Origin of the sequence: Sphingomonas sp. ASV193 (assembly GCF_040203355.1) — a bacterium.
Lineage (GTDB): Bacteria > Pseudomonadota > Alphaproteobacteria > Sphingomonadales > Sphingomonadaceae > Sphingomicrobium.
The window spans coordinates 262,392-284,483 of record NZ_JBEHBW010000003.1 but is presented as its reverse complement, the minus strand read 5'-3'; the positions used below and the strand labels follow the sequence as shown (position 1 = coordinate 284,483).

General features: G+C 67.4%; 25 protein-coding genes. 12 read left to right on the top strand and 13 right to left on the bottom strand.

The genetic code is table 11. The features are described 5' to 3' along the window. The first annotated feature begins 21 nt into the window (after positions 1-21). Both ABDK56_RS07645 and ABDK56_RS07640 read left to right on the top strand, forming a co-directional pair. A complete protein-coding gene (locus tag ABDK56_RS07645; RefSeq protein WP_349807635.1) occupies positions 22-345 on the top strand; it encodes an integration host factor subunit alpha in 324 nt (107 codons plus the stop codon). Between the two features lie 11 nt (positions 346-356). After that, positions 357-761, top strand: coding sequence for a MerR family transcriptional regulator (locus tag ABDK56_RS07640; RefSeq protein ID WP_349807634.1), 405 nt, complete (start codon positions 357-359; stop codon positions 759-761). On the opposite strand, the gene ABDK56_RS07635 is transcribed toward ABDK56_RS07640, so the two are convergent. Next, positions 758-3,484, bottom strand: a complete 2,727-nt coding sequence (locus ABDK56_RS07635) for an ATP-dependent DNA helicase (RefSeq protein ID WP_349807633.1) — start codon at positions 3,482-3,484, stop codon at positions 758-760. The genes ABDK56_RS07640 and ABDK56_RS07635 overlap by 4 nt on opposite strands. A gap of 42 nt (positions 3,485-3,526) precedes the next feature. On the opposite strand from ABDK56_RS07635, the gene ABDK56_RS07630 reads away from it, so the two are divergent. Next, positions 3,527-5,119: a lysine--tRNA ligase gene (locus ABDK56_RS07630; RefSeq protein ID WP_349807631.1), complete on the top strand. Its 1,593-nt coding sequence runs from the start codon at positions 3,527-3,529 to the stop codon at positions 5,117-5,119. A 14-nt stretch (positions 5,120-5,133) separates the two neighbouring features. Here the strand turns inward: ABDK56_RS07630 and ABDK56_RS07625 are convergent, their stop codons facing one another. Next, positions 5,134-5,280 (bottom strand): hypothetical protein, encoded by a 147-nt coding sequence (locus tag ABDK56_RS07625; RefSeq protein WP_349807629.1) that lies wholly within the window; start codon positions 5,278-5,280, stop codon positions 5,134-5,136. 100 nt (positions 5,281-5,380) lie between these two features. Here ABDK56_RS07625 and ABDK56_RS07620 point away from each other — a divergent pair, with 100 nt between their 5' ends. The 5 genes from ABDK56_RS07620 to ABDK56_RS07600 all read left to right on the top strand — a co-directional run bounded on the left by ABDK56_RS07620 (position 5,381) and on the right by ABDK56_RS07600 (position 8,539). Beyond that, positions 5,381-6,199 carry a hypothetical protein gene (locus tag ABDK56_RS07620; protein ID WP_349807628.1) on the top strand — a complete coding sequence of 273 codons (819 nt, stop codon included), beginning with the start codon at positions 5,381-5,383 and terminating at the stop codon, positions 6,197-6,199. Positions 6,200-6,209: 10 nt separating this feature from the next. Then, positions 6,210-6,464, top strand: a complete 255-nt coding sequence (locus ABDK56_RS07615) for a hypothetical protein (RefSeq protein ID WP_349807627.1) — start codon at positions 6,210-6,212, stop codon at positions 6,462-6,464. A 216-nt stretch (positions 6,465-6,680) separates the two neighbouring features. Next, positions 6,681-7,325 carry a thermonuclease family protein gene (locus ABDK56_RS07610; RefSeq protein WP_349807625.1) on the top strand — a complete coding sequence of 215 codons (645 nt, stop codon included), beginning with the start codon at positions 6,681-6,683 and terminating at the stop codon, positions 7,323-7,325. Positions 7,326-7,504: 179 nt separating this feature from the next. After that, positions 7,505-7,819: an HNH endonuclease gene (locus ABDK56_RS07605; RefSeq protein ID WP_349807624.1), complete on the top strand. Its 315-nt coding sequence runs from the start codon at positions 7,505-7,507 to the stop codon at positions 7,817-7,819. Positions 7,820-7,969: 150 nt separating this feature from the next. After that, positions 7,970-8,539: a hypothetical protein gene (locus ABDK56_RS07600; RefSeq protein WP_349807622.1), complete on the top strand. Its 570-nt coding sequence runs from the start codon at positions 7,970-7,972 to the stop codon at positions 8,537-8,539. A 21-nt stretch (positions 8,540-8,560) separates the two neighbouring features. On the opposite strand, the gene ABDK56_RS07595 is transcribed toward ABDK56_RS07600, so the two are convergent. The 6 genes from ABDK56_RS07595 to ABDK56_RS07570 all read right to left on the bottom strand — a co-directional run bounded on the left by ABDK56_RS07595 (position 8,561) and on the right by ABDK56_RS07570 (position 13,517). Then, entirely contained in the window at positions 8,561-9,433 is an 873-nt protein-coding gene (locus ABDK56_RS07595) for a hypothetical protein (RefSeq protein WP_349807621.1), read from the bottom strand. 245 nt (positions 9,434-9,678) lie between these two features. Then, the gene (locus tag ABDK56_RS07590; RefSeq protein WP_349807620.1) at positions 9,679-10,737 is read right to left on the bottom strand and encodes a ribonucleotide-diphosphate reductase subunit beta; all 1,059 of its coding nucleotides are present in this window, start codon (positions 10,735-10,737) and stop codon (positions 9,679-9,681) included. A 3-nt stretch (positions 10,738-10,740) separates the two neighbouring features. Beyond that, entirely contained in the window at positions 10,741-11,022 is a 282-nt protein-coding gene (locus tag ABDK56_RS07585) for a hypothetical protein (protein WP_349807619.1), read from the bottom strand. Continuing rightward, a complete protein-coding gene (locus ABDK56_RS07580) occupies positions 11,019-11,447 on the bottom strand; it encodes a PepSY domain-containing protein (RefSeq protein WP_349807618.1) in 429 nt (142 codons plus the stop codon). The genes ABDK56_RS07585 and ABDK56_RS07580 overlap by 4 nt, the downstream gene beginning before the upstream one ends. Then, complete coding sequence (locus tag ABDK56_RS07575; RefSeq protein ID WP_349807616.1) at positions 11,440-11,649, bottom strand: hypothetical protein; 210 nt, start codon at positions 11,647-11,649, stop codon at positions 11,440-11,442. The genes ABDK56_RS07580 and ABDK56_RS07575 overlap by 8 nt, the downstream gene beginning before the upstream one ends. Next, positions 11,631-13,517, bottom strand: a complete 1,887-nt coding sequence (locus tag ABDK56_RS07570; protein ID WP_349807615.1) for a ribonucleoside-diphosphate reductase subunit alpha — start codon at positions 13,515-13,517, stop codon at positions 11,631-11,633. The genes ABDK56_RS07575 and ABDK56_RS07570 overlap by 19 nt, the downstream gene beginning before the upstream one ends. A 578-nt stretch (positions 13,518-14,095) precedes the next feature. Here ABDK56_RS07570 and ABDK56_RS07565 point away from each other — a divergent pair. Both ABDK56_RS07565 and ABDK56_RS07560 read left to right on the top strand, forming a co-directional pair. Then, complete coding sequence (locus ABDK56_RS07565; protein WP_349807614.1) at positions 14,096-14,284, top strand: DUF465 domain-containing protein; 189 nt, start codon at positions 14,096-14,098, stop codon at positions 14,282-14,284. Then, positions 14,281-14,535, top strand: coding sequence for a TFIIB-type zinc ribbon-containing protein (locus ABDK56_RS07560; protein WP_349807613.1), 255 nt, complete (start codon positions 14,281-14,283; stop codon positions 14,533-14,535). Before ABDK56_RS07565 ends, ABDK56_RS07560 begins: the two co-directional genes overlap by 4 nt. Here the strand turns inward: ABDK56_RS07560 and ABDK56_RS07555 are convergent. From ABDK56_RS07555 to ABDK56_RS07545, 3 genes are all read right to left on the bottom strand, one after another. Then, positions 14,532-15,440 carry a diacylglycerol/lipid kinase family protein gene (locus ABDK56_RS07555; protein WP_349807612.1) on the bottom strand — a complete coding sequence of 303 codons (909 nt, stop codon included), beginning with the start codon at positions 15,438-15,440 and terminating at the stop codon, positions 14,532-14,534. The genes ABDK56_RS07560 and ABDK56_RS07555 overlap by 4 nt on opposite strands. A gap of 63 nt (positions 15,441-15,503) precedes the next feature. After that, positions 15,504-15,995: a DUF3617 domain-containing protein gene (locus ABDK56_RS07550; RefSeq protein WP_349807611.1), complete on the bottom strand. Its 492-nt coding sequence runs from the start codon at positions 15,993-15,995 to the stop codon at positions 15,504-15,506. 23 nt (positions 15,996-16,018) lie between these two features. Then, a complete protein-coding gene (locus ABDK56_RS07545; RefSeq protein ID WP_349807610.1) occupies positions 16,019-16,591 on the bottom strand; it encodes a DUF3617 domain-containing protein in 573 nt (190 codons plus the stop codon). Positions 16,592-16,673: 82 nt separating this feature from the next. Between ABDK56_RS07545 and uvrB the strand changes: the two genes are divergently transcribed. After that, on the top strand, positions 16,674-18,869 hold the full coding sequence (gene uvrB / locus ABDK56_RS07540) for an excinuclease ABC subunit UvrB (RefSeq protein ID WP_349807609.1): 2,196 nt from the start codon (positions 16,674-16,676) through the stop codon (positions 18,867-18,869). Between the two features lie 66 nt (positions 18,870-18,935). Here uvrB and ABDK56_RS07535 read toward each other — a convergent pair whose 3' ends face one another. Then, positions 18,936-19,394: a hypothetical protein gene (locus ABDK56_RS07535; protein WP_349807608.1), complete on the bottom strand. Its 459-nt coding sequence runs from the start codon at positions 19,392-19,394 to the stop codon at positions 18,936-18,938. Between the two features lie 101 nt (positions 19,395-19,495). On the opposite strand from ABDK56_RS07535, the gene ABDK56_RS07530 reads away from it, so the two are divergent. Further along, positions 19,496-20,053 (top strand): hypothetical protein, encoded by a 558-nt coding sequence (locus ABDK56_RS07530; protein ID WP_349807607.1) that lies wholly within the window; start codon positions 19,496-19,498, stop codon positions 20,051-20,053. Between the two features lie 77 nt (positions 20,054-20,130). Here ABDK56_RS07530 and ABDK56_RS07525 read toward each other — a convergent pair whose 3' ends face one another. After that, positions 20,131-22,002: an autotransporter domain-containing protein gene (locus ABDK56_RS07525; protein WP_349807605.1), complete on the bottom strand. Its 1,872-nt coding sequence runs from the start codon at positions 22,000-22,002 to the stop codon at positions 20,131-20,133. Positions 22,003-22,092: the final 90 nt, after the last annotated feature.

Below are 22,092 nucleotides of genomic sequence, written 5' to 3'. Positions count from 1 at the left end.
CACAAGGGGGCGGAGTTTTCCATGGCCGACGCCGGCATCGCGCGTAAGAACGACATCCACCAGGGCACGCTGACCCGCGCCGACCTCGCCGACACGGTCCACAATCGCCTCGGCCTGTCGCGCGCCGAAAGCGCCGGGCTGGTCGAGCGCGTGCTCTATCACATGTGCCATTCCTTGAGCCTCGGCGAAAATGTGAAGATCTCGGGCTTCGGCACCTTCATCCTGCGCGACAAGGGGCAGCGGGTCGGGCGCAATCCCAAGACCGGGATCGAGGTGCCGATCGCGCCGCGGCGGGTGATGACCTTCCGCGCCAGCCAGATCATGCGCGACCGGATTTCGAAGTAAGGCGCGCGGGCTTGGCCGACGGCAAGTCCCCCGACGCCTTCCGCACCATCGGCGAACTGAGCGCCGAGCTCGGCGTCGCCCAGCACATATTGCGTTACTGGGAGACCAAGTTTCCCCAGCTCCGCCCGCTCCAGCGCGCGGGCAACCGCCGCTACTATCGCCCCGACGACGTCGCGCTCGCGCGGCGGATCCACCGGCTGCTCAACGAACAGGGCTATACGGTGCGCGGGGTGCAGAAGTTGCTCGGCGACAAGTCGGCGGTTGACGAACCGGCTACTCCCCCGCCGACGTCCGCCCCGTTCGCCTTCCCGTCGGATGCCAGGTCCGACGAACCGGCCGCGCCGCCCTCGCCCGGCGTCGACCTCGACCGGATCGCCGCGCTCCGCGACCGGCTGGTCAGCGCGCTGCGCGGCTAGCAGCCCGGGGGCAGCGCGTCGTCGAGCGCCGACGGGGCGCTCGTAATTCCCTCCCCTCCGCCAAGCTGGAACGCACGTACCCGTGCAACCGCAGCGTCGAGCGGCAGCCGCACGACCTCGACCCCGGGCGGAAAGGCGTTGAGCAGGCGCGACGGACAGGCGCTCGACAGCAGCACGAACTGGCCGCGATCCTGGCTTCGCCGGATCAGCCGCCCGAACCCCTGCGCAAGCCGCGCGCGCACCACCCGGTCGTCGTAGGCCGAGCCGCCGCCCGCCAGCCGCCGCGCCGCGTGGAGCACGGTTGGCCGCGGCCACGGCACCCGCTCCATCACCACCAGCCGCAGGCTCTCGCCCGGCACGTCGACCCCGTCGCGAAGCGCGTCGGTGCCGAGCAGGCTGGCGCGCGGATCGTCCCGGAAGATGTCGACCAGCGTGCCGGTATCGATCGGGTCGACGTGCTGCGCGAGCAGCGGGAAGCCCTCGCGCGCCAGCCGGTCGGCGATCCGCGCATGGACCGCGCGCAGCCGCTGGATCGCCGTGAAAAGCCCCAGCGTCCCGCCCCCCGCCGCCTCGATCAGCCGGGCATAGGCGCCCGCCAGCGCGGGAATGTCGCCGCGTCCGATGTCGGTGACGATCAGCACCTCCGACTGGGCGGCATAGTCGAACGGGCTCGCCGCCTCGAAATGGCCGGCCGCGCTGCCGAGGTGCGCCGCCCCGGTCCGCGCGTCGGCCGCCGCCCAGCCTTCGCCGCCGCGCAGGGTCGCGCTGGTCACCAGCACCCCGTGCGCCGGGGCCATCACCGCCTTGGCCAGCGGCCGCGTCGGGTCGAGCCAGTGGCGGTGGAGCCCGATGTCGTACTCGCGCCCCTCGACCCGGTCGATCGCCAGCCAGTCGACGAAGTCGGGGTCGGCGCTCCCGCCGATCCGTCCGAGCATCGCGATCCACGCCGCCAGCGTCTCGCGTCGCCACGACAGGCCGTTGATCGCCCCGTCGACCCGCGCCCGCGCCGCCGCGTCTAACCAGTCGGGCGCGTCTTCGAGGATCGCCTCGAGCCGCCGCGACAGCGCCGCCAGCGGCCGTGCCAGCGCGTCGAGCGCCGCCAGCGCCTTCGCCGCCGCCTCGACCAGCTTGCCGTCGGGATCGGCGAGCTCGGTCTCGAGCCCGTATCCCGCTTCCTGCGCCTTGGCGCGCGCATAGACCGTGCCGCGCACTTCGCCGAATAGCGTCTCGAGAGGCCCCCACGGGTCGCCTTCGCCGAGCCGCCCGAGCCAGCCGTCGCCGGGCAGCGCGCGCGCCGCCTCGACCGCCGCGTCGAGCGCCTCGGCGCCCTGCTCGTCATAGCTCATCACGTCGAGCAGCCGCGCCGACAGCCCGCGCCGCCGCCCGCGCGCCTTGCCCTCGGGCCCGACGATCCAGCGGCGAAGCTCGATCGCCTCCTGCCCGGTCAGCGCCGCCGAAAAGGTCGAATCGGCGGCGTCGAACAGGTGATGCCCCTCGTCGAACAGGATCCGAGTCGGCGCGTCGGGGCGGGCGCGGGCGGCATTGACCATCACCAGCGCGTGGTTGGCGATGACGAGATCGGCCTCGCGCCCCGCTCGCTCGGCGCGCTCGATGAAGCATTTCCGATAGTGCGGGCAGCCGGCGTAGACGCATTCGCCGCGCCGGTCGGTCAGCGCGGTCGCGCCCGCGCGGCGGAACAGGCTGGTCAGCCAGCCGGGCAGGTCGCCGCCGACCATGTCGCCGTCCTTGGTGTAGGCCGCCCAGCGCCCGACCAGCTGCGCCAGCACCGCCGCGCGCCCGGCGAACGCGCCCTGCATCGCGTCCTCGAGGTTAAGCAGGCAGAGGTAATTCTCGCGCCCCTTGCGAACCACGATCCGCCGCTTGCGGGTTTCCGGATCGGCGAACAGCTTCACCCCTTCGCCGTCGAGCTGCCGCTGGAGCGCCTTGGTGAAGGTCGACACCCACACCGTCCCGCCCGCCTCCGCCGCCCACAGCGAGGCGGGCGCGAGATAGGCGAGCGTCTTGCCGATCCCGGTCCCCGCCTCGGCGAGCAGCAGGTTCGGCTCGCCCGCGGCGCGGCGCGGGGAAAAGATCGCCGCCGCCTCGCGCGCCATCGCCTTCTGGCCCTCGCGCGGCTCGCTCCCCCGCCCGGTCAAATCGGCGAGCTTCGCCTCGGCGGCTTCGGGGGCGACCGACACGGTTCGCGGCGGCGCGCGCTCGGCCTGCTCCTCCCATTGCGGCAGGCGCGAAAACAACATCCGCTCGCCGCGCTCGGGCTTGGCGATCCGCTCGGCGACCAGCGGCGACCAGCCCCAGCCCAGCCGCCACAGCGTCTGCGCCGAGGTCCACGCCCCCTCGCGCTCGGGCCAATCCTCCTCGCCGAGCCGCGCCAGCAACGCGCTTGCGATGGCGAGCAGCGCCCCCGCCCCGTCCGAATCGCTTGCCGGCGCCGCGACCCCCGCCGCGCGTGCCATGCCGGTCACGGTCGGCACCGCGAACCGCGCGGGGTGGACGAAGGCGAACAGCTCGAGCAGGTCGAGCCCGCTGACGTCGCCATAGCCGAGCCGCTGCCCGACCAGCGGCGCGTTGATCAGCACGTGCGGAGTCTCGGCCAGCCGCGCGATCGCCTGCCCGCGATCGACCTCGCGGGTGACGCCGTCGTGCGCGATCCAGATACCGGCGTGGGTTGCATGGAGCGCGGGAAGGGGCAAAGGAGCGGCCATCGGCGGCGCGACCTTGGGCGGACCGGAACGAAAGGGCAACAGTTGAGCGACGCATCGAGCGACGAGACGATCCGCGCGGCGGCCCAGGCCTCGAAGGCATGGCCCTACGAAGAGGCGCGGCGGCTGCTCAAGCGCTGGCCGGAGGGCAAGCCCGACGGGTCGGCGATCGTCTTCGAAACCGGCTACGGCCCGTCGGGGCTGCCGCACATCGGCACCTTCACCGAGGTGCTTCGCACGACGATGGTGCGAAGGGCGTACGAGGAGCTGAGCGGCGGACGCCCGACCCGGCTGGTCGCGTTCAGCGACGACATGGACGGGCTGCGCAAGGTGCCCGACAACGTCCCCAACCCGCAATTGCTAGAGGCCAATCTCGGCAAGCCGCTGAGCCGCATCCCCAACCCGTTCGACACCGAAGACGAAAGCTTCGCCGCGCACAACAATGCGCTGCTGCGCCGCTTCCTCGACCAGTACGGCTTCGAATACGAGTTCGTCTCGGCCGCCGAACGCTACAACAGCGGCGCGTTCGACGAGGCGCTGCGCGGGGTGCTGCGCAGCTACCAGGCGATCCTCGACATCATGCTGCCGACGCTTCGCGAGGAGCGGCGCCTAACCTACTCGCCGGTGCTGCCGATCTCGCCGACCTCGGGCCGCGTACTCCAGGTGCCGGTGCGGGTGGTCGATGCCGAAGCGGGGACGATCGCCTTCACCGACGAGGACGGGACCGAGGTCGAGCAGTCGGCGCTCGGCGGTCTCTCCAAACTCCAGTGGAAGGTCGACTGGGCGATGCGCTGGGTCGCGCTCGGGGTCGATTACGAGATGTACGGCAAGGACCTGACCGACAGCGGGGTCCAGTCGGGGCGGATCGCGGCGGTGCTCGGCGGGCGCAAGCCCGAGGGGATGATCTACGAGATGTTCCTCGACGAAAAGGGCGAGAAGATCTCCAAGTCGAAGGGCAACGGGCTGAGCATCGAGGACTGGCTGAAGTACGGCAGCGACGACAGCCTCGCCTTCTACCTCTATCGCGAGCCCAAGCGCGCGAAGAACCTCCACCTCGGCCTCGTCCCGCGCGCGGTCGACGAATATCACCAGTTCCGCGATGCCTACGCCGGTCAGGAAATCGACAAGCGGCTCGGCAACCCGGTCCACCATATCCACGGCGGCGCGGTGCCGACGGGGGCGTTGCCGCTGAATTTCGCACTGCTGCTCAACCTCGTCTCGCTCCCCGGGGTGCAGGACAAGACGGTCGCGTGGCGCTTCGTCCAGCGCTACGCACCCGACACCTCGCCCGAGCAAAATCCCGAACTCGACGCGCTGATCGGGCTGGCGGTCAACTATGCGCGCGACTTCGTCGTCCCGACGCTGAAGCGCCGCGCCCCGACCGAGGACGAGGCGGCGGCGCTGCGCGATCTCGATGCCGAGCTGGCGAACGCGGGCGAGGCCGATGCCGAGGCGCTGCAGAACATCGTGTTCGAGGTCGGCAAGGCGCACTACGGCAAGGAACGGCTGCGCGACTGGTTCGGCGTGCTCTACGAAACGCTGCTCGGCTCGGCGCAGGGGCCGCGGATGGGCAGCTTCATCGCGCTTTACGGGATCGACAATACGCGCAGGCTGATCGCCGAGGCGCTGGCGAGCTAGTTCGCTCGCGCGAACTAGCCCTTCTTCTTCGCGGCGGCGCCTTTCTTGCCGAGGATCGACTGCGCCTTCGACGAGGTGCGCGGATTCGATTTCCCTTCCTTCGCCGCCGCCGCGTTGGCGCGCTTCGCGGCATGGCTGCCGTGGCCCTTTTCGTCCGACATGATGCTCTCCTTCTGCCGCCCAAACGGTCCGCGGGGCGCGCCGGGTCCGTGACCTTGCCGCGCGATGCGTGTATGCGAGGCGGCAGGGGGATTTGAGGACATGCCGTATCGCCGCGCGCCGTGGTTCGTCGGGCTGACCGTCGCGGTCATCCTGGTCGGTTTCTGGCCGAGCTATTTCGGGGCGGTCGGCCGGGTGCCGTGGCAATTCCACGTCCACGGCATCGCCGCGAGCCTGTGGGTGGCGATGGTGCTGGCGCAGTCGATCCTGATCGGCAAGGCGCAGCTTCCGCTCCACCGCGCGATCGGGACGGCGAGCCTGTTCCTGTTTCCCTTCCTGATCGGCGGGCTGTTCGCGATCGTCGATTATTCGGGCAAGAGCTTCAGCCGCAGCCACGACCCGGTCGAGACGATGCTCGGGGGCGCCTTCGCGACTGGGATGCTGATCGCGGCGGCGGCCTATGTCACCGTGTTCTTCCGCGCGCTCAAATATCGGCGAAAGGTGTGGGTCCACGCGGGCTACATGCTGTCGACCCCGCTGATCCTGTTCGAAAGCCCGTTCAGCCGGGTCCTCGGGATGTTCGTGCCGGGATTCGTGGTCACCGGGCCGGCGACGTTCGACCGGATCCTGCCGGGGATCGTCTGGTCGATGGCGCTCGAGCTGCTGTTCGTGGCGTGGCTGTGGTTCCGGTTTCGCGAGCGGGCGCGGCCGTTCCTCGTCACCGGGGCGTTCATCGCGGTGCAGATGGTGGTGATGACGATGGCCGCGGGGTCGCGACTGTTCGACCCGCTGCTGCTGGCGATCGGCGCGGCGCCGAGCGCGGCGGTGGTCGCGGTCGGCATGGCGATCGGCGCGGGGGCGAGCTGGCTGGGGTGGCGCGCGGGGCGGCGCGATAAGAGATTGGTAAGCGTCGCCGCCTAGGATCGGGCGGATGGCCGCTTTGAAGAAATCCGTCGACATGGGGGCGCCGCGGGTGCGCGGGTCGCGGATCCGGCGCGATCCGCCGCCCAAGCCCGAGCGGGTGCTGTCGCGCGCCGAGATCCGCGAGCACGACCAGAGGCGGATGATCATGGGGATCGGCGGGGTGGCGATCGCGCTGTTCGCGATCCTGCTGGGGCTCAACACGTCGGGAATCCAGAAGATCACCGACTGGAAGCTCAGCTATAGCGAGCCCGCGCGGCGCTAGGCCTTAAGGTCGCAAAAGCCAGCGTTACCCCGGACATTTTCGTGACCTTAAGCGAGGGGGACGGCGCGCGAACTTCCCGGAGCGGGTCGTCGGCGGGGACGACGGCGAGGTCGACTCGGGGCCGGGTGTGAGGATGGTGGCAGAGGCGGGGCGAATAGGACAGGCTTTCCTGCGCGCGGGCGCCTGCTAGGCTTTGCGCGCCGAGCGGGAGGGACGTTGGACCATCGAAACTGGAACGACGGGCGAGACCGGAACGACGGGCGGTGGATGACCCCTGCCGACTATGATTCGCTGTCGGGCGAGGAGAAGCGCGCGCTGTGGCTGGCCCGCAAGGCAAAGCGGCAGCGGCGGCGCGGCTGGGCCGGGGCGGCGACCGGCCTGGCGATCGCGGCGGCGGGGATCGGTGCCTACACGCTGACCCCCACCCGCCACCCCGCCCCCGCGCCTGGCGCCGAGGCCAGCGCGGCGAGCGACGCCGGGACGCGCGCCAGTCCAGGGCCAAGCGCGGGCGAGCGCGGCGATTTCGGGTCGTGCGAATGGGGCGGGCGGACCGACTGCGTGGTCGATGGCGACACTTTCTATTGGCACGGCGAGAAGATCCGCATCGCCGGGATCGACGCGCCCGAGACCCACGACCTCTACAAATGCCGAAGCGAGCTGGCGCTGGGCGAAAAAGCGGCGGCGCGGCTGCGCGACCTGCTCAACAGCGGCCCCCTCGTCCTGACCCCCATCGACCGCGACCGCGACGTCTACGGCCGATTACTGCGCAACGTCGCCGTCAACGGCACCGACGTCGGCGAGGTGTTAGTGCAAGAAGGCCTCGCGCATGAGTATCGCGGGTATAAGGAGGGTTGGTGCTAGCCCGAAGCGCCGCGCCTAAGCGAGCGATTGCGAAGCAATCGGGAGCTTAGGCAAGAGACGCGGAGGGCCGGCCGACCGGCGCGAAGCGACCGGATCGACGTCACGGATTTACTCCGTGGCGGCCCCTGCCCTCGCCACGACTAACGATTCCGAAAGTCGCCCCGGTTTATCCTGTCCCAATGTCCGGCCCCGACAATCTGAGCAAGATCGATCGCCTGCGCGCGAGGGATGGCGACCATTGCTGGCTGTGTGGCGCGGTGATCGATTTTGCCGCGACGCCGAACTCGGCGAAGGCATGGAGCGTCGAGCATCTGCTGGCGAAGGAATATGGCGGGACCGAGAAGCTCGAAAACCTCGCGCTGTGCCACCCGCCCTGCAACCGCCTCCTCGCCAATCGGCCGGTCGTCGACAAGGTGCGGCTGCGAGAGAAGCGCCGACGCGAGGCGTGGCGAGCCGCGATCAAGGGAAAAGTGCTGAAGGCGTTGGGCGGCTAAGCCGCCGAGCGGAAGGGAGCGATTGCGCAGCAATCGGGAGCTTCCGTCGAAGAGACGGCGAAGTCCGGCCGACCGGCGCGAAGCGACCGGATCGACGTCACGGATTTACTCCGTGACGGTCTGTGATAGCCTCCCGACAAGGGGATCTTCATGCGCAAGCCAACGAGTGTCGCGACGCTTGAAACGCTAGGCCGTGTACGCTTGTCGAAGACTTTCTTCATGCGCGACATGCTCTATTCCGAGATCGCGCAAATCCACGGGCTGGTGAATGTCCCCGATGACCCAGACTTGGCCATCGAGGCGGGGCGGCACTTGTGCCAAGAACTGCTGGAGCCGTTGCAGGATCACTGGGGACGCATCGCTATCCGGTCCGCCTACCGCAGTCGCCTGGTCAACCAATTGGGCAACGAAAAGGGTTACAGTTGCTCATCGAACGAAGCCAACCGGGCTGGCCATATCTGGGATTGGCGAGACGAGAATAAGTGCCTCGGAGCGACAGCGTGCGTCGTAGTGCCGTCATTTTGGGATGCATACCGGAATTCTGGAGACTGGCGAATTATAGCGGAATGGGTCCACTACAACTTACCCTATTCTGAGCTAGAATTCTTCAATGAAACAAAGCGATTTGCATTCAATATAAGTTGGAATGAGCAACCGAAACGAAAAGTCCTTAGCTACGCTGCGCCAATAGGCTTGTGGAATCCCGCGAGAGACTATTAGAATTCGAATTTTTTGATGCAATTACTTTTGATTGGGCCATGGGTCGCAAATTGCAGGCAATGACTCGCTCCTTTCCAGGACTTTGTCACGCATACTTTCAAGAGCGCCTTCTTTGAACATGTCCATTCCGATTAATTTCGCGTTAGCTACCGAGAAAGCCAGAAGCGCACGTTCGACACCGGGAGATAGCATGAACATGAAATTCCCGAGTAGAGAAGCGACTCCGATATGCTGCGAGATGTATGGAGCCTTCCTGACCCAGGACTCGTGAATATATACGAACTCCTCGTCTTTCTCTCTTTCTTGTATCACGAGAGAACGACAATGATGTTCTATGTATATTTTCATAGCAGAAGCTATATTTTTTATGTAGTTCTTGCAGACGACCTCTCGTTTTAGCCACTCATTGTAGTTGTTTATAACGGTCTTTGGATCTTTACTCTTTTCTGTGGCCGTCCAATACTCAATGGCGGACATGTATATGCCAGGTAGATCGGTGACGGAAATGTCGAGGGGAGACATTCGCACAACCTCTTCGGCGTCGCGGATCAGAGTGTGGACTTGACCAAGACTCGACAGCTTCGACGCGTTTAAAAGTTCGGTCGCTTGCTGTTGCGCGGCAATTCTCTGGAGTTGCAGTTCTTGTCTTTGTAGGCTCAGTTCCTCGGTTTGTAGCCGGAATCCTGCGGCAAGCCATAAAAAGGCTAAAGCAGTAGCAAAACCCGAGATGAATGTGGCGATACTAGCTGCATCGTTCTCGCCATTTCTATACCAGATAGCTGAGGCAAAAAACAGAACTAAAGTCGTGCCAATGACGAGCCAGTGCTTTTTAATAAATGAAAGAGCTTTCGCGATTGAGGCGTAAATTTTTTTATGCTGATCAGCCCAATTCAACGACATAATACGTAATCTCGAGCGCGATTGTCATCCGCAGGGGCGGAATGCATTCGAAGTCGCAAACCTAACCACGCGCCAGCCAGGTCCGCCCCCCTACTCCGCCGCCCCCTCCGCCGACATTCCTTCGGCAGACATTCCAGACGCGCAAGCGCGCCCGGAGCCTTGAAGCCTGCCTTCGCCAGCGGCGCTACGCGCCACTGAAGCCTTGAAGTCGGCTACGCCCCAAGAAGGACGCCGAGGCTTCACTCCGCCGCCACGCCAGCGCTGGCAAACATATCCCCCGTATCCGCCTCGCCCGCGACCGGCGCATCATTAGCCGCCTTCGCCTTCTGCCGCCGATCGAACGCATCCCAGACCTGGTTCCAGTCGCCCTTGGTCGCGGCCTTCGAATACTCCGTCGCGCGCGTCTCGAAGAAGTTGGCGTGCTCGACGCCGTTGAGCAGCGGCGTCAGCCACGGCAGCGGGTGGTCGTCGACCATGTAGATCGGCTTGAAGCCCAATTGCCCCAGCCGCCAGTCGGCGATGTAGCGGATGTATTTCTTGATCGACTTGGCATCCATGCCCTCGACCCGGCCCATTTCGAAGGCGAGGTCGATGAACGCGTCTTCGAGGCGCACCACCTTCTGGCAGCAGTCGATGATGTCGTCGCGGACCGCGGGGGTGAGGCAATCGCGTTCCTTGACGAAGGCGTGGAACAGCCGGACGATCCCTTCGCAGTGGAGGCTTTCGTCGCGGACCGACCAGCTGACGATCTGGCCCATGCCCTTCATCTTGTTGAAGCGCGGGAAGTTCATCAGCATCGCGAAGCTGGCGAACAGCTGGAGCCCCTCGGTGAAGCCGCCGAACATGGCGAGCGTGCGGGCGATGTCCTGGTCGTTGTCGACCCCGAAGCTGCTCATATAGTCGTGCTTATCCTTCATCTCCTTGTACTGGAGGAAGGCGCTGTATTCGCTCTCGGGCATGCCGATGGTGTCGAGCAGGTGGCTGTAGGCGGCGATGTGGATGGTTTCCATGTTGCTGAACGCGGTCAGCATCATCTTGACCTCGGTCGGCTTGAACACGCGGCCGTACTTGTCGTGGTAGCAGTCCTGCACCTCGACGTCGGCCTGGGTGAAGAAGCGGAAGATCTGGGTGAGGAGGTTGCGCTCGCTATCGTTGAGCTTCTGCGCCCAGTCGCGGCAGTCCTCGCCCAGCGGCACTTCCTCGGGCATCCAGTGGACCTGCTGCTGGCGCTTCCAATATTCGAAGGCCCAGGGATATTCGAACGGCTTGTACTGGCGCGAGGCCTGGAGGAGGGACATGGGTCAGGCTCCTTTGAGAGTCAGGATGGCGGTGAGAGTGAGGACGGCGGCGATCAACGGCGCTGCGGCAAAGAAGCGTCGGCTATTAATGAGGATGCTGCCGACAAGCACAAGCGGCAAGGCGACACCGAAATGCGCGAAGCGAGTTGGGAGCCAGCCAAAGTGCGAGGCGACGAAAGACAGAAGCCCTGCTGCGACGAGCGCGATGCCGATCTCTTGGTGCCCATAGGAGCGACGCACCGGATCACTGGAACGTTCGCCAGCGTCGAGATCGTAGCCGCTCACCAGAAGAACCTTCCGCCGCGGACGGTCTTGCCCTGTTCGACGCGGACCAGGCGGCCGCGGTACATCTGGATGTACATGTAGAGGCCCGAGGCGGCGAAGAAGAGCAGCGCGAGGCCGGCGAGGAAGCTGAGCCACAGGCCGACCGGGCCGATCGCCTCGCCCGAGTGGAGGTGCTGGAGCGTGTGGTGGAGCTCCTGCATCGGGGTGCGCTTCGGCCGGGCGGCGGGGGCTACTGGGCCGCCTGTCGCTGCGGGGGCAGGTGCCGCGCCAGGCGGCCGTCCCTCGCGCGCCGCGGTGGCGGCGGGCGGGGAATCATGGTCGTCGTCGGCGAACAGCTCGAGCGCCTGCATCGCGACGCCGGTGGCGGCGATCCAGATCAGCAGGATCCCGAAGACGATCGCGAGCGAGCGGTGCCACTTACGCATGGGCGGGCTCCGACAGGACGAAGGCGAACAGGATGAGCAGCAGGCCGAGGGTGAAGCCCATCATCCCGCCGATGCGCCGGGCGTAGCGCTGCCGCTCGGTGCCGTGGCGGCTGGCGGCGAGGATGGTGCCCCCGCTGGCCAGCGCGATCGCGCCGACGCCCATCATGATGCGGTTGGCGAGCGTCATTGGCAGGCCAAGCACTCGTCGTAATCCGTCGTGCTGGCGAGCTGGATTTCCTTGAGGTCGGGGGTGTTGTCGGCCTCGACGCCGCCGGCGAACCCGGCGCGCTGGACCGACTTGCTGCGGAGATAGTAGAGCGACTTGATGCCCAGTTCCCACGCGCGGAAGTGGAGCATCATCAGGTCCCACTTGTCGCTGTCGGCGGGGATGAACAGGTTCAGCGACTGCGCCTGGTCGATGTAGGGGGTGCGGTCGGCGGCGAGTTCGAGCAGCCAGCGCTGGTCGATCTCGAAGCTGGTCTTGTAGGTGTCCTTTTCCTCGCTGGTGAGGAAGTCGAGGTGCTGGACGCTGCCCCCGCGCTCGAGGATCGAGTTCCACACCGCGTCGCTGTTCTTCGCCTTTTCGGTCAGCAGCTTTTCGAGATAGGGGTTCTTGACCGCGAAGCTGCCCGACAGCGTCTTGTGGGTGTAGATGTTGGCCGGGATCGGCTCGATGCACGCCGAGGTGCCGCCGCAGATGATCGAGATCGACGCGGTCGGGGCGATCGCCATCTTGCACGAGAAGCGTTCCATCACCCCCATGTCGGCGGCGTCGGGGCACGGCCCGCGTTCCTGTGCGAGCATCATCGAGGCCTCGTCGACCTGCGCGCGGATATGCTTGAACATGCGCATGTTCCACGACTTGGCCATCGCGCCCTCGAACGGGATTCCGCGGGCCTGGAGGAAGCTGTGGAAGCCCATCACGCCGAGCCCGACGCTGCGCTCGCGCTCGGCGCTGTACTTGGCGCGCGCCATCTCGTCGGGGGCGCGGGCGATATAGTCGCTGAGGACATTGTCGAGGAAGCGCATCACGTCCTCGATGAACTGCCGGTCGCCGTTCCATTCGTCCCACGTCTCGAGGTTGAGGGACGAGAGGCAGCAGACCGCGGTGCGGTCGGCGCCGAGGTGGTCGCGCCCGGTCGGCAGGGTGATTTCCGAGCAGAGGTTCGAGGTCGATACCTTTAGCCCGAGGTCGCGGTGATGCTTGGGCATCGTCCGGTTCACCGTGTCGGCGAAGATGATGTAGGGCTCGCCGGTCGCGAGGCGGGTCTCGACCAGCTTCTGGAACAGCGCGCGGGCGTTGACCTTGCCGCGGACGCTGCCGTCGCGCGGCGACTTCAAGTCGAAGTCGGCGCCCTCGCGCACCGCTTCCATGAACTCGTCGGTGATCAGCACGCCGTGGTGGAGGTTGAGCGCCTTGCGGTTGAAGTCGCCGCTGGGCTTGCGGATCTCGAGGAACTCCTCGATCTCGGGGTGCGAGACGTCGAGGTAGCAGGCGGCCGAGCCGCGACGGAGCGAGCCCTGCGAGATGGCGAGGGTGAGCGAGTCCATCACCCGGACGAAGGGGATGATGCCGCTGGTCTTGCCGTTGAGCCCGACGCTTTCGCCGATGCCGCGGACGTTGCCCCAGTAGGTGCCGATGCCGCCGCCGCGCGAGGCGAGCCAGACATTCTCGTTCCAGGTGTTGACGATGCCGTCGAGGCTGTCGCTGACCGAGTTCAGGTAGCAGGAGATCGGCAGGCCGCGGCCGGTGCCGCCGTTCGACAGGACCGGGGTGGCGGGCATGAACCACAGCTTCGAGATATAGTCGTAGATGCGCTGCGCGTGGGCCGCGTCGTCGGCATAGGCCGACGCGACGCGCGCGAACAGGTCCTGGTAGTTTTCGCCCGGGAGCAGGTAGCGGTCGGTCAGCGTGTCCTTGCCGAAGTCGGTCAGCAGCGCGTCGCGCGAGGTGTCGGTGACGACGTCGAACGCGCGCGCGTGGACGGTCTTCGAATCTTCCTTGGCGGGCGCGGCAGGAGTCGCGACCAGGTCGTCGGCGGTGACGTTGCTCGAGCTCGAAAAATCCATATCCCGTCCCCGTATCTGCGGCGGTTCGACGACCGCTTGTTCTTGCAATGTTCGACTCGGTGCCATGGGTCCGACCCTAGCCCAAAATCGCGTCCCGCGGGGGCTTTTGTGGGCGCTGTCCCCGATATCCACAGCGCGCACGGGCGTGCCTGCTGAAGATAGGCATCTTCAGCCCCAACCACAATAGATTGAGAACGGCCCCCACCGGAACGCCATATATAGTGTCACAACCGCGTGGAGACACAAGAGGCAAAATCATCGTTCATGCAAAATTAATGGTCCGGGACGGGTCCGCGAAGGCGCGCTGTGGCGGACGGGCAACGGATCGACAAACGCTTCGCCGCCGCCGCGCCACGTCCCGTCGACGAGGCTCGCAAGCCGCTTGAAACCGGCCGCGCGCCCTCGCATCTTCATCACGCGGACCGGGCCCCTCTGGCGGGCGTCGCGCCACTAATGGCGAGGCACCCGTGATGTCGGACCGCATCGGGAGAACCGGTGCGATTCGATGGGCCAGACCGCCCTCCCCCGACCCGCCGGCGCCCCCGATCGAACCCATGGTTTGACCGAGGAGACGGATGATGAGCATGACCCACTACCAGCTGCTCGAGCGGCACGCGCGGCTCGACGAGGCGCTTCGCCGCGAGCTTCGGCGGCGGCTGCCCGACCCGTTGCTGACGCTTCGGCTGAAGAAGCTGAAGCTGGCGATCAAGGACCGGATTGCGGCGCGGGTCGCCCGTGGAGCTGGCGCGGGGAGCGCTGGGCGATGAAGTGCCCCGCGTGCCAGGCGGTGCTGACGATGAGCGAGCGCCAGGGGATCGAGATCGATTATTGCCCTTCGTGTCGCGGGGTGTGGCTCGACCGCGGCGAGCTCGACAAGATCATCGAGCGGAGCGTCGGCGCGACCGTCCAGGTCGCCGAGCGCCCCGCCGCGCCGATCCCCCACGGCTATGACGACCACCGCTTCGGCCATCGCGGCCACAAACGGCGCAAGAGCTTCCTCGAGGAGCTGTTCGACTAGGCCCGGGCGGCGTTCGCCCCGGCGCGCGGGGCCAGCACGGTCAGCGCGCCGGGGCGGATTCGATAGTCGAGCGGGCAGGCGAACACGCAGGTCTCGCCGTCGAGGCTGACGGTGAGGTGCTTGCGGTGGCCGGTGACCTTGAGCCGCTGGACGTCGTCGAGGCGGATCATGTCATTGTCGCGGGCGCGGCCGACGAGCGCGCGCGCCATCGCCGCGAACAGCCCGAGCCGGCCGTTCTTGCGCAGCACCATCACGCACAGCTTGCCGTCGTCGAGCGTCTCGCGCTGGCCGGCGTAGGGAAAGGACAGGCGATAATCGTTGTTGCCGACGAACAGCAGCGGGGTTTCGATCACCGCCTTTTCGCCGTCGTTGATGGTCAGCGACAGGCGCTGGTGCCTGAAGCGCGACAGGGTGCGGAGCGAGGCGACGAGCATCGCCAGCTTCTTCGAGCGGCCGAGCTTCTGCTGCTGCGATTCGCGGTCGAGCACCATCAGCGGGTAGAGGCCGACCGCGCTGTTGTTGACGAAGGTGCGGCCGTTGAGCTCGGCGACGTCGATCTCGCTGGTGTTGCCGTCGGCGATGATCCGGGCCGCCTGGTCGAGATCGAACGGGATGCCGAGGTCGCGCGCGAGGTGGTTGAGCGTGCCGAGCGGGAGCAGGCCGAGGCGCGTCTCGCTGCCCGCGAGCGCGCCCGCCGCCGCGCTGATCGTGCCGTCGCCGCCGCCGGCGATGACCAGCGGGGCCTTGGCCCTGGCCGCGGCGGTGGCGCGCTTCACCACGCCCTCGCCGTCGAGCAGCTCGACCTTGCCGGTGATGCCGACTTTCTTCAGCGCGGCGGCGACCTTGTCCTTCGCGTCGTCGCCCGCGCTGCCGCCGCCGCGGTTGATGAGGATGATCGCCTTCATGCCGCCCGCAACGCGCGGGGGGCGCGCGGGTTCAGCCGACCGATCATCCGTGGAGCGCGGTGGTCAGGCCTTGGCCGGGCAGTTGCCGACCCGTTTCGCGACGAGGTGGCGGGTGAGGGTATAGTCGCCGTCGCCGCGGAAGCCGGTCGCCGAATTGACCAGCACTTCGAACTTGTCCTTGCCATATTCGCCGGCGACGTTGAGCGTGACCCCTTCGGAGCCGCGCTTGCAGTCGTACTGGAGCGAGATGATCCCGCCCGACAAGTGGGTGCCGCGCGCGGTGCATCGGTCGCCCTTTTCGGCGAACAGCGACGGGTCGAACGAGCCGTCGGCGGCGACGCAGCTGTCGACCGTCTGCTTGTCGCCGACCTTGGCGGTGGTGCGCGGCTTGCCCTTGTCGGCGGGCTGGACGACGGTCGTTTCGGCATTCACCTTGTAGAGGCCGGCGACCGGGGTGGGAGGCGCTTCCTCGGCCTGGTTGGCGGGAGCGGCATCGTCGCCGCAGGCCGACAGCGAGAGCAGGAGGGCGCCGGCGATCAACCACGGCTTGTTCATGAGATTATCCTTTACGCGGGAGGTCATTTGGCGGGCCTGGCCGGGGTGGCGGGCCGGACAGGGGGCGCGTCGCACGCGCCGACCCGCTTGCCCTTCATGTTGACGGTCATCGCGAGGCTGCCCGACGGGTCGGCGGCGTTGACGATCCGGTTGGTGACGGTGACGTCGGTCGAATCGGGCGAGTAGCTGCCCTTGAAGCTCAGTTCCTGCGAACCGTGGGGGTTGGTGCAGCGCATCGCGCCGTCGAGCTGGCCGCCGGCCATGCGGTAATGGTCGTAGCGGCAATTGTCGGGGGCGTCGGCGATCGCGGCGTCGAGCTTCTTCGCCTCGTCGGCGGTGAGGCAGCGTTCGGTCGGCGGGGCGGCGCCCATCATCTTTTTCATATGGTCGACGATTTCGGGCGAGAGGCCCGGAGAGGCGACGTCGAGCAGGGTGCGGCGATACTGCCACTTGCCCGGCCGGATGTCGTCGGTGGCGCCGCTGACCGCGACCGCGTTCTGGACCTCGGCGGGGCTGGCGTTGCGGACGTCGACCGACGCCTTCTTGCAGGCCCCGAGCGAGGCGAGCAGCGCGGCGGCGACGATGATGCGGTGCATGGCGAGGCTCCCCTGTGGCGCGCGAGCCTAGCGCGCGGCGCGGCGATTGCCAGCCCCCCTGCCCCTCCCCATATCGGGGGCGATGGCCATCCAGATCCGCACCAGCCTTGCCGAGCCCGAGACCGGCGAGAACTTCGTCCCGCACCGCCCCGCGCGCCCCGACAAGGCCGAGGGCGGCAAGCGCTTCGAGCTGGTCAGCGACTTCGAACCGTCGGGAGACCAGCCGACCGCGATCAAGGAGCTGGTCGAGGGCATCCGCGATTCGGGCGAGGTCAGCCAGGTGCTGCTGGGCGTGACCGGATCGGGCAAGACCTACACCATGGCGCAGGTGATCCAGGCGACCCAGCGGCCCGCGCTGATCCTCGCGCCGAACAAGATCCTCGCCGCGCAGCTCTACGGCGAGTTCAAGAGCTTCTTCCCCAACAACGCGGTCGAATATTTCGTCAGCTATTACGACTATTACCAGCCCGAGGCCTACGTTCCCCGGACCGACACCTACATCGAGAAGGAAAGCTCGGTGAACGAGGCGATCGACCGGATGCGGCATAGCGCCACGCGCTCGCTGCTCGAGCGCGACGACGTGATCATCGTCGCTTCGGTCAGCTGTCTCTACGGCATCGGCTCGGTCGAGACCTATTCGGCGATGATCTTCGACCTGAAGAAGGGCCAGAGCGTCGACCAGCGCGAGATCATCAGGAAGCTCGTCGCGCTGCAGTACAAGCGCAACGACCAGGCGTTCGCGCGCGGCAATTTCCGGGTGAAGGGCGACAATCTCGAGATCTTCCCGTCGCATTACGAGGACAGCGCGTGGCGCATCTCGTTCTTCGGCGACGAGATCGAGGACATCGTCGAGTTCGACCCGCTGACCGGCAAGAAGAGCGCGAGCCTGAAGGACGTGCGGGTCTACGCCAATTCGCACTATGTTACCCCGGGGCCGACGCTGAAGCAGGCGAGCGAGGCGATCCGCCACGAGCTGGCCGAGCGGTTGAAGGAGCTGGTCGCGGACGGGCGATTGCTCGAGGCGCAGCGGCTCGAGCAGCGGACCAATTTCGACCTCGAGATGATCGCCGCGACCGGGAGCTGCGCGGGGATCGAGAATTATTCGCGCTTCCTGACCGGGCGGCTGCCGGGCGAGCCGCCGCCGACGCTGTTCGAATATCTTCCCGACAACGCGCTGCTGTTCGTCGACGAGAGCCACCAGACGGTGCCGCAGATCGGGGCGATGGCGCGCGGCGACCACCGGCGCAAGATCACGCTGGCCGAATATGGCTTCCGCCTGCCGAGCTGCATCGACAACCGCCCGCTGCGCTTCAACGAGTGGGACGCGATGCGCCCGCAATCGGTGTTCGTCAGCGCGACGCCCGGAAGCTGGGAGATGGAGGAGACCGGTGGGGTCTTTTCCGAGCAGGTCATCCGCCCGACCGGCCTCATCGACCCGCCGGTCGAGATCAAGCCGGTCGAGGACCAGGTCGACGATCTCGTCCACGAGGCGCGCGAGACCGCGCGCAAGGGCTATCGCACGCTGGTCACGACGCTGACCAAGCGGATGGCCGAGGACCTGACCGAATACCTCCACGAGGCGGGGCTGAAGGTCCGCTACATGCATTCGGACGTCGAGACGCTCGAGCGGATCGAGCTGATCCGCGACCTGCGCCTCGGGGTCTACGACGTGCTGGTCGGGATCAACCTGCTGCGCGAGGGGCTCGACATTCCCGAGTGCGGACTGGTCGCGATCCTCGATGCCGACAAGGAAGGCTTCCTGCGGTCCGAGACCTCGCTGATCCAGACGATCGGGCGCGCGGCGCGCAACGTCGACGGCAAGGTCATCCTTTACGCCGACCGGATGACCGGGAGCATGGAGCGCGCGCTCAACGAGACCCAGCGGCGGCGCGAGAAGCAGGAAGCCTACAACAAGGAGCACGGGATCACCCCGGCGACGATCAAGCGCGACATCAGCGACATCATCGCGCACGTGTCGAACAAGGATTCGGTGCAGGTAGATACCGGCGACGCGGAGCGGCCGCACCTCGTCGGGCACAATCTTCGCGCCTACATCAGCGACCTCGAGGAGCGGATGCGCAAGGCCGCGGCGGACCTCGAGTTCGAGGAAGCGGCGCGGCTTCGCGACGAGATCCGCAAGCTCGAGGAGGACGAGCTGGGGATTTCCGAGCCGATGGAGCGGGTGCGCCCGATCGGCAATGCGACGCAGGGCAAGCCGGGGACCCGGCGCGACCGGTTCGGCAAGACGCGCTACAAGAAGATGGGCGGTCGCCCTTAGGCGACCGGGGGAAGGCCTTAGCCTGCCGGGGCGCGGCCTTGGGGTGCCGAGCGTCGTCGTCAGCGGCTAGCGGAGCACGCCCCGCGCGCGCAGGCCGGAGGCATACCAGGCGAGCACGCCAGCAACGACGATGATCAGGTAGGGCACCACCGCATTGAAGCCCTGCTTCGCCTGCGCGAGGTCGATCGGGCGCACGATCTGGTAGCCGATGCCGAGCAGCGCGCCGACGAACGACAGGGCGAGCAGCGGGACCGCCCAGCGATGCCGGCCGAGGAGCAGCAGCGCGCCCGCGAGCCCGCCCCAGACGCCGAGCCCCCAGCCGATGCTCGCCCACAGCGGGAAGCCGTCGATGTACGCCATCACCCGGTCGGCATCGACGCCGGGCATCGAATCGCGGATGTAGGCCGCGCCGCGCGTCCGGGTCATCGCATAGTCCCACGCGCCGAAGCCGTTCCACAGCAGCGCCAGCGCGCCGACGAGCCACAGGTGCCATGGCGCGCGGCGCGATTCGAGCGGTTCGTTCATCGTCTTTCCCCCTTCGAATGACCGGGCGATTGCGCGCCTTTTCGTTTCGGATGTCAATCGACCGGCCGGAAACTCGGGCGGGTTCGCGCGTTGCGTGCGGGATGCGGTGGACCCTATGGATCGCGCTGGCGCTTGTCGCCGCGTGCAAGAACAACGACCCGGTGGCCAAGAACGCGGTCGCGCCGCCCGACAATGTCGTCGGCGACGCGAGCGCGACCGGGCTTGCCGCCCCCGCCAATGCCGCCGCGGCCGAGGTCGCGAAGAAGTCGGCGCTGCCCCCGGTGACCGACGGGATGCGCTGGACCGCGAGCGCGGGCGGCAAGCAGGTCGATTATGGCGCGCCCGGCGCGGTCCCCGCGCTGTCGATCGCCTGCGCCGCCGGGCCGGCGCGGCTGGTCGTGGTGCGCGGGGCGGCGGCGCCCGACAAGGGGGTCGGGACGCTGAGCCTGACCGGGGGCGGGCACGTCGCCTCGCTGCCGATGGTCGCCAGCGGCGCGGGCACCGAGCGGGTGTGGCGCGCCGAGGCGATGGGCGATCTTCGCAGCGGGCTGGAAAAGGCGTTCGGCGGCGGCCCGGTCGAAATTACGTTGGCAGGCACGGGCGACCTCGTCGTGTCGCCCGAACCGATGGTGACCCGGCTGTTCGCGGCCTGTCGCTAGGCGCTTTCCGGTCGCGACACGAAAAAAGGGCGGCCCGGCATCGGCCGGACCGCCCCTCCCCCCTTTAAGGTGCTGCGTTAGAAGCCGAAGCGGAAGCCGAGGTGCGCCGAGCTCTCGTTCCCCTCGGGCTTGCCCGCGGTGGTCGAGAGGCTGACGTTGAGGCTGACCGCGCTGGCGAGGTCGGCGGCGGCGCCGACGGTGAAGCGGCCGTAGAGCTTCTTCGAATTGGCGACGTCCCAGTGGTTGACGATGATCGGCGCGTCGGTCTGCGAGTAATAGATCGCGCGATCGTCGCCGGCGAGGTCCTTTTCGAGGAACATCCCGCCATAGGGGCGGAACTTGAGACCGCCGGGCGCCGAATCGCCGCGCAGTTCGAGCCCGAGATCGCCGCGCAGCGAGTGGACCTTGACGCTGTCGACGTTGAGCGTGAGCGCGGCGTCGCCGGCCTCGGTATAGCCGTCGACCTTGGCGCGGGCGTAGTCGAGCCCGATGACCGGTCCGACCCGGACGATGCCGAGCGGGAGCAAATAGCCCGCCTTGGCGCCGGCGACGAGGTGGTTGCCCTTGGGCGAGGCGGTCATCGGCGAGACCACCCCGGTGCGGGTCAGCTTGTGCTTGTCCCAGCCATAGCCGGCATAGCCCTGGATGAACCCGCCGGCGAACCCGGCCGCGCCATAGGCACCGACCTGGAAAGTGTCGCCGTGGGCGCGGAAGGCGTGGTTGTTGAAGCTGGCGCGCGGGCGCGAATAGTTGACCGCCGCGCCGATCGTGGCGTTGCCGAGCCCGACGTCGAAGCCGGCGGTCGCGCCGACGCTCGACGAGCGATACTGGTCGTGCATCTCGTTCTGGCGGCTGGTGCGCTGGACCTCGTCGCCGACCACATAGAAGTGGGTGCCGAGCGCTTCGCCGCCGTCGTGCGGGGCGCTGGTGTCGAGCCGGGTGGTCAGCGTGCGGCCCCACTGGTTGGCGGTGTCGAGCGCATTGTCCGAGGTCGCCTGGAGCGTCAGCGGGGCTTCGAGCTGCGCCGCGGTATACTGGGCGAGGATGCGGAAGCCGTCGGCGGTGAGGTGGACCCCGTCGCCGTAGAACAGGTAGCCCGAGGCGTTGAACGCGCAGGCCAGCGTCGGCACGCTGTAGGGGTTGAACGCCGGGCAGAAGGTGTTGGTGATGCCATAGGCCGACGGGTTGGCGAGGATGTTGTTCAGCACCGTGGTGCCGTCGAGGTAATGGACCGTCACGCCCTTGGCGGCATAGCCCGCGAGCGTCGACTGCAGGCCGGTGTTGAACGCGGTCGAGAAGGCGGTGCCGAGCTGCTGGTAGGTCGTGTTGCCGATGAAGTCGGGCGAGCCGCCCGAGTTGAGCGCGAGGTAGCTGATCGTCGGCGCGCCGGCAGCGACCAGCGCGTTGAGGTTGGCGGTCGCCTGCGCGACCGACACCGCCGCCGCCGCCGAAGCGCCGGCGACGGTCGAGGCGCTGTTGGTGGCGAAGGCGCGGCCGTCGTTGCCGCCGATCGAAAGCGCGAGCAGGTCGCCGGGCTTGAACCCGCCGGCACGCGGGAAGTTGGTCCCAGCCGGGGTCGTGTTCGACAGGAAGATGGCGGTTTCCTGGGTCAGCCCGGGAAGCCCGGGGAAGCCGTTGTTGTAGGTGCCGGTGGTGGCGCCGCCGACCGCGTAGTTGACCACCGGCGCGTTGAGGATCTGCGACAGGCTGTCGATATAGTTGGTGCTGTTGGAGAAGCGGCCCTGCGGGTAGATCGTCTTGAGGAAGGTGACGGTCGAGGCCGGGGTGAGCGGGTTGTTCTCGATGATGTAGAGCGCGTTGCCGGTGTCGGCGTAGCTGTCGCCGAACGAGACGATGCGGTCGACCTGCTGCGCGCTGGCGGGCGCGGCGATGGCGGTGAGTGCGGTCGCGGCGGCAAGCGCACGGACCATGAGCGTACGGCTGGTCATGTTGATGTCCCTCTCCCCGGGCGCCGTTGGCGGCGCATCCTGTGGCGCGGATTCTGCGTCGGCGGAACGGGCAACACAAGTCACCCCAAA

Coding starts and splice junctions, on each gene's coding strand:
- ABDK56_RS07635 (WP_349807633.1), bottom strand. CDS start 3,484: ATGGCCGCTCCTTTGCCCCTTCCCGCGCTCCATGCAACCCACGCCGGT.
- ABDK56_RS07615 (WP_349807627.1), top strand. CDS start 6,210: ATGGCCGCTTTGAAGAAATCCGTCGACATGGGGGCGCCGCGGGTGCGC.
- ABDK56_RS07620 (WP_349807628.1), top strand. CDS start 5,381: ATGCCGTATCGCCGCGCGCCGTGGTTCGTCGGGCTGACCGTCGCGGTC.
- ABDK56_RS07600 (WP_349807622.1), top strand. CDS start 7,970: ATGCGCAAGCCAACGAGTGTCGCGACGCTTGAAACGCTAGGCCGTGTA.
- ABDK56_RS07565 (WP_349807614.1), top strand. CDS start 14,096: ATGAGCATGACCCACTACCAGCTGCTCGAGCGGCACGCGCGGCTCGAC.
- ABDK56_RS07555 (WP_349807612.1), bottom strand. CDS start 15,440: ATGAAGGCGATCATCCTCATCAACCGCGGCGGCGGCAGCGCGGGCGAC.
- ABDK56_RS07550 (WP_349807611.1), bottom strand. CDS start 15,995: ATGAACAAGCCGTGGTTGATCGCCGGCGCCCTCCTGCTCTCGCTGTCG.
- ABDK56_RS07645 (WP_349807635.1), top strand. CDS start 22: ATGGCCGACGCCGGCATCGCGCGTAAGAACGACATCCACCAGGGCACG.
- ABDK56_RS07625 (WP_349807629.1), bottom strand. CDS start 5,280: ATGTCGGACGAAAAGGGCCACGGCAGCCATGCCGCGAAGCGCGCCAAC.
- uvrB (WP_349807609.1), top strand. CDS start 16,674: ATGGCCATCCAGATCCGCACCAGCCTTGCCGAGCCCGAGACCGGCGAG.
- ABDK56_RS07570 (WP_349807615.1), bottom strand. CDS start 13,517: ATGGATTTTTCGAGCTCGAGCAACGTCACCGCCGACGACCTGGTCGCG.
- ABDK56_RS07605 (WP_349807624.1), top strand. CDS start 7,505: ATGTCCGGCCCCGACAATCTGAGCAAGATCGATCGCCTGCGCGCGAGG.
- ABDK56_RS07560 (WP_349807613.1), top strand. CDS start 14,281: ATGAAGTGCCCCGCGTGCCAGGCGGTGCTGACGATGAGCGAGCGCCAG.
- ABDK56_RS07590 (WP_349807620.1), bottom strand. CDS start 10,737: ATGTCCCTCCTCCAGGCCTCGCGCCAGTACAAGCCGTTCGAATATCCC.
- ABDK56_RS07535 (WP_349807608.1), bottom strand. CDS start 19,394: ATGAACGAACCGCTCGAATCGCGCCGCGCGCCATGGCACCTGTGGCTC.
- ABDK56_RS07530 (WP_349807607.1), top strand. CDS start 19,496: ATGCGGTGGACCCTATGGATCGCGCTGGCGCTTGTCGCCGCGTGCAAG.
- ABDK56_RS07545 (WP_349807610.1), bottom strand. CDS start 16,591: ATGCACCGCATCATCGTCGCCGCCGCGCTGCTCGCCTCGCTCGGGGCC.
- ABDK56_RS07580 (WP_349807618.1), bottom strand. CDS start 11,447: ATGCGTAAGTGGCACCGCTCGCTCGCGATCGTCTTCGGGATCCTGCTG.
- ABDK56_RS07525 (WP_349807605.1), bottom strand. CDS start 22,002: ATGACCAGCCGTACGCTCATGGTCCGTGCGCTTGCCGCCGCGACCGCA.